Source organism: Sphingosinithalassobacter tenebrarum (genome assembly GCF_011057975.1).
GTDB classification, from domain to species: Bacteria; Pseudomonadota; Alphaproteobacteria; order Sphingomonadales; family Sphingomonadaceae; genus Sphingomonas; species Sphingomonas tenebrarum.
This window is the reverse complement of sequence record NZ_CP049109.1, coordinates 53,695-67,580: the sequence shown is the minus strand read 5'-3', so window position 1 is coordinate 67,580 and position 13,886 is coordinate 53,695. Positions and strand designations below refer to the sequence as shown.

At 65.0% G+C, this 13,886-nt stretch carries 11 protein-coding genes; 3 read left to right on the top strand and 8 right to left on the bottom strand.

The window, feature by feature from the left end; all coding sequences use genetic code 11:
* From ppc to gyrB, 5 genes are all read right to left on the bottom strand, one after another.
* Positions 1–2,676: a phosphoenolpyruvate carboxylase gene (gene ppc, locus G5C33_RS00350; protein WP_165325394.1), complete on the bottom strand. Its 2,676-nt coding sequence runs from the start codon at positions 2,674–2,676 to the stop codon at positions 1–3.
* Between the two features lie 66 nt (positions 2,677–2,742).
* The gene (locus G5C33_RS00345) at positions 2,743–3,735 is read right to left on the bottom strand and encodes a L,D-transpeptidase (protein WP_165325393.1); all 993 of its coding nucleotides are present in this window, start codon (positions 3,733–3,735) and stop codon (positions 2,743–2,745) included.
* A gap of 93 nt (positions 3,736–3,828) precedes the next feature.
* Positions 3,829–4,215 (bottom strand): septal ring lytic transglycosylase RlpA family protein, encoded by a 387-nt coding sequence (locus G5C33_RS00340; protein ID WP_165325392.1) that lies wholly within the window; start codon positions 4,213–4,215, stop codon positions 3,829–3,831.
* A gap of 75 nt (positions 4,216–4,290) precedes the next feature.
* The gene (locus G5C33_RS00335) at positions 4,291–4,734 is read right to left on the bottom strand and encodes a hypothetical protein (protein ID WP_165325391.1); all 444 of its coding nucleotides are present in this window, start codon (positions 4,732–4,734) and stop codon (positions 4,291–4,293) included.
* Between the two features lie 21 nt (positions 4,735–4,755).
* Positions 4,756–7,266 (bottom strand): DNA topoisomerase (ATP-hydrolyzing) subunit B, encoded by a 2,511-nt coding sequence (gyrB, locus tag G5C33_RS00330; protein ID WP_165325390.1) that lies wholly within the window; start codon positions 7,264–7,266, stop codon positions 4,756–4,758.
* 115 nt (positions 7,267–7,381) lie between these two features.
* On the opposite strand from gyrB, the gene G5C33_RS00325 reads away from it, so the two are divergent.
* Positions 7,382–7,909, top strand: a complete 528-nt coding sequence (locus tag G5C33_RS00325) for an ankyrin repeat domain-containing protein (protein WP_165325389.1) — start codon at positions 7,382–7,384, stop codon at positions 7,907–7,909.
* Positions 7,910–7,918: 9 nt separating this feature from the next.
* On the opposite strand, the gene G5C33_RS00320 is transcribed toward G5C33_RS00325, so the two are convergent.
* Together G5C33_RS00320 and G5C33_RS00315 are read right to left on the bottom strand one after the other, a co-directional pair.
* Positions 7,919–9,526, bottom strand: a complete 1,608-nt coding sequence (locus G5C33_RS00320) for a carbon-nitrogen hydrolase family protein (protein ID WP_165325388.1) — start codon at positions 9,524–9,526, stop codon at positions 7,919–7,921.
* A gap of 226 nt (positions 9,527–9,752) precedes the next feature.
* Entirely contained in the window at positions 9,753–10,493 is a 741-nt protein-coding gene (locus tag G5C33_RS00315; protein WP_165325387.1) for a DUF4336 domain-containing protein, read from the bottom strand.
* 261 nt (positions 10,494–10,754) lie between these two features.
* On the opposite strand from G5C33_RS00315, the gene G5C33_RS00310 reads away from it, so the two are divergent.
* The gene (locus G5C33_RS00310) at positions 10,755–11,432 is read left to right on the top strand and encodes a hemerythrin domain-containing protein (protein WP_165325386.1); all 678 of its coding nucleotides are present in this window, start codon (positions 10,755–10,757) and stop codon (positions 11,430–11,432) included.
* Positions 11,433–11,449: 17 nt separating this feature from the next.
* Here G5C33_RS00310 and recF read toward each other — a convergent pair whose 3' ends face one another.
* Positions 11,450–12,514: a DNA replication/repair protein RecF gene (gene recF / locus G5C33_RS00305; protein WP_165325385.1), complete on the bottom strand. Its 1,065-nt coding sequence runs from the start codon at positions 12,512–12,514 to the stop codon at positions 11,450–11,452.
* A gap of 141 nt (positions 12,515–12,655) precedes the next feature.
* Here recF and G5C33_RS00300 point away from each other — a divergent pair, with 141 nt between their 5' ends.
* Positions 12,656–13,618, top strand: a complete 963-nt coding sequence (locus G5C33_RS00300; protein ID WP_165325384.1) for an IS1595 family transposase — start codon at positions 12,656–12,658, stop codon at positions 13,616–13,618.
* Positions 13,619–13,886 lie beyond the last annotated feature (268 nt).

The following is a 13,886-nucleotide window of genomic DNA, read 5'->3' as shown; positions in this document are numbered from 1 at the left end:
TCAGCCGCTGTTGCGCAGCGCAGTCGCGATGGCGTTGATCGACAACAGGATGCCTTCGCCGATCCGGGGGTCGTCCTCACCCGCGCGATGCCGCTTGAGCAATTCGATCTGCAGCAGGTTTAGCGGCTCGATATAGGGAAGGCGCAGGAGGATCGACGCTTCGAGCCGCGGGTGTCTTTCCAGCAGGCGCGTCTGGCGCGTGATCGTCAGCAATCCGTCGTGCGTTGCCTGCCATCCGCCGCGGATCCGGCCGAAGATGGTTTCGGCCATGTCCCGATCCTCCACCAGCGCGGCATAGTGCTGGGCAATGCCCATGTCGGACTTGGCAAGCACTTGCTCCATATTGTCGAGCGTAGCGGCGAAGAGCGGCCAGCCGGCAGCCATTTCGCGCAGCAGCCCCTTGTCGGGGAAGGCCTCGATCGCCTGCCCGACGCCATACCATCCGGGCAGCATGACCCGCGCCTGCGCCCAGCTGAACACCCAGGGGATCGCGCGCAGATCCTCGATCGCGTCGGATTTCTTGCGGCTCGCCGGACGCGATCCGATCTTGAGGCCGCTGATCTCGCTGATCGGTGTCATCTGGCGGAAGAAGGTCTTGAAGCCTTCGGTTTCATAGACGAGCCCGCGATAGGCGCGGAACGCCGCGTCCGAAAGCTGGTCCATTGCGCTCGAGAACCGCTCGTAATCGGGCTGGCTCAGCTTTTCGGGTTCGAGGCTGGCGAGCAGCGTCGCCGACGTCATCGTCTCGAGATTGGCCGAGGCGCTGGCGCGCGTGCCATATTTGGCGGCGATCACCTCGCCCTGTTCGGTGATGCGGATGCGGCCCTGCACCGTTCCCGGCGGTTGCGCGCGAATCGCCGCAAAGGCCGATCCGCCGCCGCGTCCCACCGCGCCGCCGCGCCCGTGGAAGAGCTGCATCGACACATTGGCCTGTTCGAACACCGGCGCCAGCGCGGTCGATCCCCGCGAAAGCTGCCAGGTCGACGTGAGGTAGCCGCCATCCTTGTTCGAATCGGAATAGCCGATCATCACTTCCTGATGCCCGCGCGCGGCGTTGATCGCCTGCACTTCGGGCATCGAGAGCCATTGCGACATGATCTCCGGCGCCGCCTCCAGATCGGCGACGGTTTCGAACAGCGGCACCGCCATGATGTGCGCTTGCGGTTCCTCGCCGGGAACGTATAGCCCGGCTTCCTTGAGCAGCACATGGACTTCGAGCAGGTCGGACACCGATTCCGACATCGAAACGATGTAGTTGGTGATGCACGCCCGGCCATATTTGTCATGGCTCGCGGCGGCTTCGCGAACGATGGCGAGCTCGCTCGCGGTCTCGTCCGAATATTCGGCATAGGGACTGGTCAGCAGGCGCGGACTGGCGAGCTCGCGGCGCAGCAGCGCGACGCGCGCATCCTCGTCGAGCGCGAGATAGTCCGATTCGACGCCTGACCATTTGAGCAGTTCGGCAACGACACGCTCATGCACCGCGCTGTTCTGGCGCATGTCGAGCGTAGCGAGATGAAAGCCGAAGGTTTCCACCGCGCGGATCAGCCGTCCCAGCTTGCCGCCGGTCGACAGCGTGCCACCGGCGTGATCGGCAAGCGCGCGGGCGATGGCGGTAAGATCGTCGCGCAGTTCGCCCGGCGTCGCATAGGGCTCGCCCGGCAATGTCGAAGGGCGTGGCGGCTCCTTGCCGACCAGCGCGCGATGCGTGGCGGAAAGCCGCGCGTAAATCCCCGAAATGGCCCGTCGATATGGCTCGTCCTCGCGGCTGGGCGCGGTATCGCCGCTTGCTTCGGCCAGTGCGATTACCGCCGGATCGACATCGGCGAGCGTGGCCGAGATCGACAGCTCCGCGCCGAGCGCGTGGACGGACTGGAGGTAATGGACCAACACGGTTTCACAGGCGCGGGCCAGCGCGTTGCGCATCGATTCGGCAGTGACGAACGGATTGCCGTCGCGATCGCCGCCGATCCAGCTCCCCGGGCGCAGGAAACTGGGGGTGCGTTCGCCCAGTGCGCGATCCCATTGCGAATAGAGCGCCGGAAGCGTGGGCAGGAACACGTCGCGCAGATAGGAAAGCGCGGTTTCGACTTCGTCCGAAACGCCCAGCTTCTCCCGGCGCAGCACGCGCGTTTGCCACAAGAGCGCGATCTGGCGCAGGATCGCTTCGTCGATCTTGTCACCGTCGGGCGTTTCCTCGAGCCCGCGATCCTTGAGCACCATCAGCTCGGCGATGCGGTTCTTGTGGTCGATCATCGACTTGCGGCGCACTTCCGTCGGGTGCGCGGTGAGCACCGGTACGATCAGCGCGTGGTCGAGCAGCGCCAGCACCGCCTTGCGATCAATGCCATGCTCTGCAAGCGCGGCCAGCGTGCCGTCGATATCGGCTTCTTCCTTGACGCTAAGCCCCTGCCGGTCCTCGGCGAGATTGGCCAGCATCGAGAACAGCATGAATCCGCGCGTGAAATCGAGCGTCTCGTCGAGCGTCAGCCGGTCGAGCCCCGGATCGATCGCATGGGCCCCCGCGACGCCGCGATGCCGATCGACCGACGTGGCGCGAATATATTCGATGCGCTTGAACAACTCTTCGCCGCCATAGCCGCGAATCACATCGCCCAGCAGGCGTCCGAGAAACCGGATGTCGGGATTGTTCGCGATCGGTGGACGAGCAGCCATCGCTTCTTGCTGCATTGCAAAAACTCCCGGGTCAATGGCACCGCCGTCATCGAACCGAGTTGCGGTTCATCCCGTCGGCGCGGTTTCGTCCTCGATCACGGTCATCGGCGTGCCCGTCGCGCCGCGCGTTAGTGAATCGGGCATCACCACCACCGTCGTTCCGGGCACGGCCACCGTGCCGACCGCACGTCGAAAATCGTCCGACACGTGGAAACGTTCCCCCTCTTCCGCGTCTGCAGTCAGGGCCAGGTCGGTTTCGTCCCCCGGGAGCGGTACGCGCAGCCAGTGATAGCCCGACGCGTCGATCGATTGCAGCGCATAGGCGCTGACCCGCTCCACCGGCTCGGCGATCGTAACCGGCGCCGTGCCGATCTCGATGCCGTTGCGCAGCACGATCACGCGCCGGTCCGCCGCGCTCACCACGATCGAAACTGGCCCGGTCGGCGAAACTTCGGGCTGCCAGCGCGTCTCCCCTGCCATCGCCGGTGCCGGAAGCCCGGCCTGTTGCAACAAATCGGGGGCCGGTCCGAGCCGCGGCATTTCATCGCGATCGGTGATCACCACGGTCATGCCCAGATCCGTGGCACCGAACAGCAGCGGCGCGAATTCATGCGGCAGGCGGATGCACCCGTGCGAAGCGGGATAGCCGGGCAGGTTGCCGCCGTGCAGCGCGATGCCGCGCCAGGTGAGCCGCTGCATATAGGGCATCGGTGCGTTGTTGTAGGTGCTGGAGAAATGCCGGACACGTTTCTGCAAGATTGTGAACACGCCGACCGGGGTACGATGGCCGGGCCTGCCGGTAGAAACGGTCGAAACGCCGATCGGCACGCCGTTGCGATAGACCACCAGCCGCTGCGTCGCGAGATTGACGACCACCAGCACCGGCCCTTCCGGCGCGAGTTGCGGCGCCCAGAGGAAATCGCCCGCTTCGAGGCGTTCGACCGCATCGATCACCGATCCGGGCGTCAGCGGCTGCATCTGTGCCATCGACACCGCGCTCAGCATCGCGACTCCCGCCGTCAGTGCCAGCACGCGCTTGCGGCCGCCGAATATCCGCATCGAAACTCCCCCGATGTGACGTCATGCCGTCCGATGGGGCAATAGCACGACATTGCCGGTTTCGCCACGATCCTGCGCGGCGCGGACCTTCGGTCAGTCGAGGATTTCGAGCCGCACCGGCGCGACGCCGCGCTGGAGGATGCCCAGCCGTTCGGCGGCGGCGCGCGACAGGTCGATCACGCGGCCGGGGACGAAGGGGCCGCGATCGTTGATCCGCACCGCGACCTGACGGCCGGTGGCAGGGTCGGTGACGCGAACGACCGTGTTGAACGGCAAGGTCCGGTGCGCCGCGGTCAGTTTGTTCTGATCGAAGCGTTCGCCATTGGCGGTCAGCCGCCCCTGATATTCGTCGCCATAATAGCTGGCGATCCCGTCGGCAGTGAAATGCGAGGCGCTGTTCGGTGCCGACGGCACCATCGATCCACCGCAAGCCGACAGGAAAAGCGCCGAAAGCAACACGACCGGAAAACGCAGTTTCATGCCAAGATACCCGCACAAACCCATGCCTTGGTTATAGCGGCATCCCCTTTCCGAAGCGTGAAAGGCCCGGCCTGTCTACAGCGCCACCCAGTTTTCGCCGAACTGGTCGGAAAACTCCCAATACTGGATAACCCAGCCTTCGTCGGTGTTGCCGAAGACAAACTTCCAGATCGTCACGAAATGGGCGTGCTGCACCAGATAGGTGTCGCGCCGAAGCAGCGTGCCCAGCGGCTCACTTTTGATCTTTTCCCATTTCTGAACCTTGCCATAGGCCCGAACGGCGGCCTCCATATTGGGACGAAAGCGTTCCGCCGGGGCGCCCGCTCCGGCGACGGCGGCGAATCCGTTGTTGACGATTTCCAGCGCCGCATCGGTTCCCGAACTGCTCCATGCCGAGAAGAATGCTTCGGCCAAGCGCTCCGGGTCTTCCGCCCGGACCGTTGCGAATGTCTCCGGCTGCGGCGCGGGCGCCGCCTCTGCGGGCGCCGCGCTCAACAGCGCCAGCGTTGCGATCAGCATGTCATCCCCCCTTTGCCGCGATCACACGTCCAGATTGGCGACGCTCAGCGCATTGTCCTGAATGAACTCGCGGCGCGGTTCGACGACGTCGCCCATCAGCCGCGTGAAGATCTCGTCGGCGACATCGGCCTGGTCCACCGCGACCTTGAGCATCGAGCGGTTGGTCGGATCGAGCGTGGTTTCCCAAAGCTGCTCGGCATTCATTTCGCCCAGCCCCTTGTAGCGCTGCACCGACAGCCCCTTGCGACCCGCGGCGAGCACGCCGTCGAGCAACTGGCTGGGGCGCGACACCAGCACTTCGCCCTTGCCCGCCGTCACCGGGATTTCCTCGCCCTCGGCGACTTCCTCTGGCTCTTCGGTGCTGGCGTTCTTGGCCGGGATCAGCTTCGAGACGCCGGCATAGGCCTCGGCCTGTTCCTGCGAAAGGCCGTGCAGCTTGCGTGCCTCGGCCGATGTCAGGAAGCTGGCTTCGATGACATGGTGGTCTGTCACGCCGCGCCAGATCCGCTTGAAGTGCAAGCTGCCCGCTTCGGTCAGTTCGGCGGTCCAGCGCGCATCCGCGTCGGTGCGATCGAGCGCCGCGCCGACGCGGGCGAGCCGTTCGGCGCGCACGTCGCGGTTGATTTCGGGATCGAGCACCCCGCCCATCGCCAGTTCCTCGACAATGGCGGGATCATAGCGCCGCGGAATATAGCGCATCAGCGTGCGCATGCGCCGGGCATGTTCGACCAGCGCGAGCAGATCGTCGCCCGCGCGCGTGCCCTGCGGCGTTTCGAGCACCGAATTGCCGATGCCGTGCTCGACCAGATACTGGTCCATCGCGGCATTGTCCTTCAGATACACTTCGCTGCGCCCGCGCGAGGCTTTGTAGAGCGGCGGCTGCGCGATGTAGAGATGCCCCGCCTCGATGATCTCGGGCATCTGGCGATAGAAGAAGGTCAGCAGCAGCGTGCGGATATGCGCGCCGTCGACATCGGCGTCGGTCATGATCACGATCTTGTGATAGCGCAGCTTTTCGAGGTTGAAATCGTCGCGGCCGATGCCGGTGCCCATCGCCTGGATGAGCGTGCCGATTTCCTTCGAGCTGAGCATGCGATCGAACCGCGCGCGCTCGACGTTCAGGATCTTGCCGCGCAGCGGAAGGATCGCCTGGAAATGCCGGTCGCGGCCCTGTTTGGCCGATCCGCCCGCCGAATCGCCCTCGACGAGGAAGAGTTCGCACTTGCTGGGATCGCGCTCCTGGCAATCGGCGAGCTTGCCGGGCAGCGACGCGATATCCATCACGCCCTTGCGGCGAGTAAGCTCGCGCGCTTTCTTGGCGGCTTCGCGCGCGGCGGCGGCGTCGATCACCTTCTGGATGATCATCCGCGCCTCGTTCGGATTCTCCTCGAGCCATTCGGACATCTTCTCGCTCATCAGGCTCTCAAGCGGCTGGCGCACTTCGGAGCTGACCAGCTTGTCCTTGGTCTGCGAGCTGAACTTGGGATCGGGCAGCTTGACCGAAACGATCGCAGTCAGCCCTTCGCGCATATCGTCGCCGGTAAGGCTGACCTTCTCCTTCTTCAGCATCCCCGACTTGTCGGCATAGGCATTGATCGTGCGCGTCAGCGCCGCGCGGAACGCGGCGAGATGCGTGCCGCCGTCACGCTGGGGGATGTTGTTGGTGAAGCAGAGGACGTTCTCGTAATAGCTGTCATTCCATTCGAGCGCGACGTCGATGCCGATATCGTCCTTGTCGCCGACCACTGCGATCGGATCGGGAATCAGCGCGGTCTTGTTGCGATCGAGATATTTGACGAAGGCCGCGATGCCGCCTTCGTAGTAGAGTTCGATTTCCTGCACTTCCTCATGCCGGCGATCGCGCAGGAAGATGCGCACGCCCGAGTTGAGGAAGGCGAGCTCGCGATAGCGATGCACCAGCTTGTCGAAATCGAATTCGGTGATCTTGAAGGTCGCCGGGCTCGGCAGGAAGGTGACGCGCGTCCCCTTTTTGGGGTTGCCGTTTTCGTCGACCGCCTCGCCGATCACTTTCAGCGGGGCTTCGGCGTCGCCGTGGCGGAAGCGCATATAATGCTCCTGCCCGTCGCGCCAGATATTAAGGTCGAGCCATTCGGAAAGCGCGTTGACCACCGAGACGCCCACGCCGTGCAGCCCGCCCGACACCTTATAGGCATTGCCTTCGGACGTATTCTCGAACTTTCCGCCCGCGTGGAGCTGAGTCATGATGACTTCGGCGGCCGAGACGCCTTCTTCCTTGTGGATGTCCGTCGGAATGCCGCGGCCGTTATCCTCAACCGACACCGATCCGTCGGCGTTGAGCTCGATCAGGACGCGGTCGCAATGGCCGGCGAGCGCTTCGTCGATCGCATTGTCGGAAACCTCGAACACCATGTGGTGGAGGCCCGAACCGTCATCGGTGTCGCCGATATACATGCCGGGGCGTTTGCGCACCGCGTCGAGGCCCTTGAGGACCTTGATCGAGGAAGCGCCGTAGTCATTGGGTTTGGGTGCGTCTGCGGGAGGAGTTGCCATGCCGAGTATATAGGCATTGCGACCGGCGTAGGGAAGCAAAATGGCGTATGCGGTCGCGTTGGTTCGCGTTGCTTCGCGCTATTCTTTGCGATCGATTCGCGATATTGCAGGCGTCATGTCCGACCTTCGCAAGCTGCACCCGCAAACCTCCCCGGATCTGGTCCGGCGATGGTTCGACGCGGCAACGCTCGGCGACGCCGATACGATCGCGGCGCTGCTGCGCGCCGGCGCGGACATCGAGGCGCGCGACGAACGCGGCTATACCGCGCTGATCCTGGCCAGCTACAACGGGCATGAAGCGGCGACCCACACGCTGGTCTCGGCCGGCGCGCGGCTGGACGGCGGCGACGGTGAGGGCGGCAATACCGCGCTGATGGGTGTGGCGTTCAAGGGCCATGTCGAAATCGCCCGGCTGCTGATCGACGCGGGCGCCGACGTGAATGCGCGCAATGCGGATGGGCAGACCGCGCTGATGACCGCCGCGATGTTCGATCGCAAGGAAATCGTGGACCTGCTGCTGCGCCAGGGCGCCGATCCCACGATCGAGGACGGCGCGGGCAACAGCGCCATGTCGCTGGCGGCGATGCAGGGCAATATCGCGATGGCCGAGCGAATGGCCTCGGCGCCGCCCGGCGGAATCTAGCGCGCGGGCTCATCCCCCGCCGGGCCCCTGCTGCCCCATCGGGTGCCCGCTCGGCTGTTGCTGGCCGCCGCGCGGGCTCTGTTCCCAGTCGATGCGATACAGGTCGAATCGCCGATCGGTCAGGTTGCGCACCGTGCCTTCGGCCCGCGCCCAGGTAAGGTCGGCCAAATTGACGTCGGCGATCGTCAGCGTTTCGACATTCTCGCTGGCCTCCGCCGCTACCCCGTCGCGCGCGAAGGGGAAGTCGCACGGCGTCAGAATCGCGCTCTGCGCATATTGGATGTCCATATTCTCGACGCCGGGCAGATTGCCGACATTGCCGCTCATCACCACGAAACACTGGTTTTCGATCGCACGCGCCTGTGCGCAATAGCGCACGCGCATATATCCGTGGCGCCCGTCGGTGCAGAACGGAACGAAGATGATCCGCGCGCCTTCGTCGACCATGCGGCGCGCGAGTTCGGGAAACTCGCTGTCGTAACAGATCAGCACGCCGATCGGGCCGCAGTCGGTCTGGATCACGTCCACGCTGTCGCCGCCCTTGATCTTCCACCAATAGGCTTCGTTGGGCGTCGCATGGATCTTTTCCTGGGCATGGACCGATCCGTCGCGCAGGCAGACATAGGCGACGTTCTGGATGTCGCCGTCGTCGGTGCGGCTGGGGTGCGATCCGCCGATGATGTTGATGTTGTAGCTGAGCGCGAGCCGCGACAGCGCCTTGACCAGCGGTTCGCGATGCTGGGTCAGTTTGTCGATCGCCTCCGCGGGCGAAAGGTCGCGCTTTTCAAACGACAGCAGCGACAGCGTGAACAGTTCGGGGAAGACGATGAAATCGCTCTGATACCCCGCCGCGACATCGACGAAATATTCGACGTTGCGGATGAACTCGTCGAAATCCTGCACCGCCCGCGCCTGGAACTGGCAAGTGGCGAGCCGGACGCTTTCGATGTCGCGCGGCACGCGGTGGGCGGGCGGCTCGTCGGGATCGACATAGGGATTGCGCCACACCATGTGCGCGGCATTGCCCAGCGACTGCTTGTCCTCGTCGAGATAGTCGTGAAGCACGCCGATCGGCGTGAAGCCGTTGGAAAGCTGAAAGCCGATCACCGGATCGCGCAGCTTCCCTTCCTTGACCTGCTCCAGATAATCCTCTGGGCTCTCCACCTTGCGCATGTTGCGCCGGTAATTGGGCATGCGCCCGCCGAACACGATGCCCTTCAGGTCGAGCCGTTCGCACAGGGCGCGGCGCGCTTCATACAGGCGCTTGCCGATGCGCAGCCCGCGCTGGCGCGACGCGACGGCCAGCTCGAATCCGTACAGCCAGTCGCCGGTGGGATCGTGGCGGCTGCCGAAGCCGTTACCCGAGATCGATTCCCAGTCATGCGGTGCGAGCGCGACTTCCTCGTCGATCCGGCTCGATGCGCAATAGCCGACGACATCGCCTTCATAGAGCGCGACGAACTGGCCGTCGGGGAAGTTGTTGATCTGGCCGCGGATCATGCCGGCGGTGTAATTCTCGACTCCGGTATAGACGGCGCCGATCAGCTTGAGGATGCCGGGAATATCGGCGGGCGTGGCATTGCGGACTTCGAGTTTTGCAGGCGAACGGCGGGACATGGGGTTCCTTCAGCGGTACGGACGTGTCCTAGGAAGGCGCGAACCCGGCTTTGGGTTCCCTTCCCCGAAAATGGCGGAAATACGTGCCAAGTTCGCACCGGGTCACGACGTAACGCGCGCGCGACCGGGCGCGCATGTGCGCGTGCGTGCGCGCGAGGAGCGATTTTACACGATCCGCCATGCACCCGGGATGGCACGGATGCCCGCCTGTAGGACAGGGATTTCGTTACAGCACCCAGCGAAAGCCCCTGCGCAGCGCTTCCTTCCCGCCCTCGGCATGCCAGGCACCGTGCGCCATGATCAGCCGTTCGGGTTCCCATTCCAGCATATGCTTCGCCGCGGCGCGCACCTGTTTGCGGTGGCGCAGGAAGCTCAGCCGCATGTCCCTGGGCGTGCTGCCCTTCGGGGCGGCCGCGCCGACCCACTGGATCAGCTTGCGCAGCGGCCAGGGATGGACCCGTTCGGGTTCGAAATTCTCGATCAGGTCGGTGAGGATCAGCGTGCGGCTGGGGCGGTGGAAGAAATCGGCTTCGTTGAAGATGCTGCCGCACACCAGCAACTGGTCGATCGTGCCGGCCCATGCCTCGGGTGCTTCCTCGGTAAGCGGCAGGCCGTCGGGCATCGGGCGCTTGGCCTTTTCGGGCAGGCCGGGGACGAGGTGCACCTGCGCCTCGGGATAGCGTTTCGCCCAGTCGGGCAGATACCAGTAATGGATGGTGTTGGGCGCCACCAGATGGCGGACCGGCCCGATATCGGCGAGTCGTGCGCCCAGCCCGTCATGCCATGCGATTGGCGAATGCAGCCACAGCCCGCCATCGGGCAGCCGCACCACGGTCATCCGTGTGGGAAAGGGGATGCTGAACCCCAGCATGTTGAACCCGATCGACGGTCCATCGACGATCCAGATATCGTCGGCCACCGGCTTGGGGACGTTGAGCGGGCGATAATTGTCATGCCGTCCGGCCATCGGTCACGACCCCCCTGACCTTGTTTCGTGCGGGGCCGGGTCTAACCATTCGTTGCGCCTGCGAACAGGGGTGGCGCGCCACAATGCAAAAAACGCTTGCCACCCGCATTGGTGTATGAGTATAGTAACACACATCGACGATGAGTCCGTCCGCTCGGGCGCCGGGCGGACCGCGTCGACTTTCGAAACGACACAATGGCAACGGCCGGCATCGACCGGCGAACGGGACGGCGCGACTGCCGGACCCGAGGGAGAGATAATATGCGTCACGATATCTATGGACCGATTCACAAGGGATTGCGGCTGAGCGGCGCGCGGATGCTGATCGCGCTGGGCAGCACCGACTGGCGCGACGCGGGCGCGAGCGGCAGGACGCTGGCGGCGCTGCGGCTGCATCTTGCGCTGGGGCGCGAGCATCTCGCGCATGAGGATACCGAATTCCATCCGGTGCTGCGCGACTGCGACGACGTGCTGACCGCGACGCTCGAACATGATCATGGCGAGCATGGCGTCACGTTCGCCGAGCTCGACGCGATGATCGCGGCGGTGGAAGCGGCCGATCTGCCCGATACGCGCTGCGCGGCGGGGCATGCGCTCTATCTGCGGTTCAGCGTCTATTTCGCCGACGATCTGGCGCATATGGCGCGCGAGGAACTGGTCGCGCTGCCGATACTGCAGGCGGCGCAGGACGATGCCGCGCTGATGGCGATGGAAGGGCGCGTGGTGGGATCGATCGCGCCCGACCGGATGCTCGACTATCACGCGATCATGCTGCCCGGAATGACCCCGGCCGAGCGCGCGGGCTTTCTCGGCTTTCTGCGGCAGGCCGTGCCGGCCGAGGCATTCGCCCATGTCCGCGACGTGGTGGCGCGCGATTGCCTCGATGCCGGTGCCTATGCGCAGTTGCTCGCCGAGCTGGAAGTTCCGGTCGCGGCATGAACGCCGCGCGGGCGGCGCTATTGCGAAATGGCGCCGCCCGCGACGGTGTAGCGCGTGGCCCCGCCGGGGACGGCTTCGAACAATTCGGGCTCGGTGCCGGTCATCCACACCTGCCCGCGTCCCGCCAGCCGATCGAACAAAGCGGCGCGGCGCAGCGGATCGAGATGCGCGGCGACTTCGTCGAGCAGCAATATCGGCGCGCGGCCGGTGCGATCGGCGACCAGCTCGGCATGGGCCAGCACGATGCCGAGCAGCAGCGCCTTCTGCTCGCCGGTCGAACAGAGCCCGGCGGGCTGATCCTTGGCGAGATGGGTGACGGCAAGGTCGGCGCGGTGCGGGCCGGCGAGCGTGCGCCCGGCGGCGGCGTCGCGCGGGCGGCCCTGCGCGAGATCGCGGGCAAGCGCTTCCGCGTCGCCCCGCCACCCGTCGAGCGCCAGTCCGGCGCGCGCGAAGGGCCCTTCGGGCTGGTCGGCGAGCCTAGCTCCGAGCCGCGCCACGGTGTCGCGGCGGGCGGCGTCGAGCGCGGCGCCATGCTCGGCCATGCGCGCCTCAAGCGCGGCGAGCCATTGCGGGTCGGGGCGCGCTTCGTCGGACAGGATGCGGTTGCGCTGACGCATCGCGGCTTCGTAGCGGCTGGCATGCGTCCCGTGGCCGGGCGCGAGCGCGAGCGTGAGGCGATCGAGAAAGCGCCGCCGCTCGCCCGCGGCCTCGACGAAGATCCGGTCCATCGCGGGGGTGAGCCAGAGCACGCTCAGCCGCTCGGCCAGCGCCGATGCCGGCGCGCCGGCGCCATTGATGCGGACGATGCGGCGGTCGGGGGCGCCGGGCTCGGTGCCGGTGCCGATCTCCGCATCGGGGAGCGTAGCGGCGACGCCGAACCCGCCCGATCCGCCCTGCCGCGCCATGTCGCTAAGCGGCGCGCGGCGCAGCCCCCGTCCGGGTGCGAGGAGCGACACCGCCTCGAGCACATTGGTCTTCCCCGCGCCATTCTCTCCGGCCAGCACCACGAAGCCCGGGCCGGGCGCGAGGACGGCATCGGCATGGTTGCGGAAATCGGTGAGGACCAGGCGGGATAGGGCCATCGGCATTCCCTAGCGGAGAGCGAGTCGAGGGGACAGAGGGTGCGATGTGTCCAGAACTCTTGACACCCGTGCCCGAATCATGACAAGAGCTCTGGACATTATATACTTTACAAAGCAGGCCTTCCGCAGTAGGAAGGATGCATGACGAACATCACCGCCCCGCACTTCACCGATGAAAACGCAGCCCGCGAGCATCTTGAGGCGCTGCGTTGGCCGGAAGGCCCGGTTTGCCCGCATTGCGGATCGGTCGATGTGAAGCGGCTCCCGGCGCAGCGCGGGCGACCGAGCAAGGCGCATCCCGAAGGCAAGCTTCGCGCTGGCGTGATCCAGTGCAACGGCTGTCGCGAGCAATTCAGTGTCACGATTGGCACGGTGTTCGAGCGTTCCAAGGTTCCGCTCAACAAGTGGCTTCTGGCGACGCATCTTATGGTTTCGAGCAAAAAGGGTATGAGCGCGCACCAGCTCCACCGCATGCTTGGCGTTACCTACAAAACCGCGTGGTTCATGGCGCACCGCATCCGCGACGCGATGGTGAGCGACGATAATTCGCCGATGGGCGGCGGTGGTCGCGACGTGGAAGTGGACGAAACCTATATCGGTCGCGTCCCCGGCACGTCGCGCACACCGATCCACAACATGAACAAGGTAATCGCGCTGGTCGATCGCACCACCGGGCGCTCAACTTCGATCGTGTTTACCGGCAATTTCACGGCGGAAAGCGTAGGCGCGATCCTTAGCGAGCGCGTCGCGCCGGACAGCCGCCTTATCACCGACGAAGCGCGTTTCTACAAAATCCCCGGCAAGACCTTCACCGGCGGCCACCAGAGCGTTTCGCACGCTCGCGGGGAATATGTGCGCAAGGCAGACCGCACGGTTCACACGAACACAATCGAAGGCTTTTTCGGCATCTTCAAGCGCGGGATGCGCGGCGTCTATCAGCACTGCGGATCGCAGCATTTGCAGCGCTATCTGGCGGAGTTTGATTTCCGCTATACCAACCGCTCCGGCGTCGGTGTGAATGACGATCAGCGCCGCGACATTGCCCTGCGCGGAATCGCTGGCAAGCGCCTTACCTATCGGCGGATTGGTCCAGTCGCAGCCTAAGCATCCGGCGCTTGGTCGGAAGCCTCGTTATCCTCGTAAGAATGACGACTAGGCCGCTTTCTTGACTCCTTGTCGGAATCATGCGGCTTTGGGGGCGTGCTCAGCATGCGGCGGAGTACTTTGTCTTCATCTAGATCGGCTGATAGCATGGGCACCTCTGAATTTGTCAAATGGCTACGAGAGCGAGACAACTATGAACCTGGAATATGGCCCCCGAAAGCGTGGGAGCCAATCCTATGCGAGATCGGAAGGATCGTTTTTAATTGGA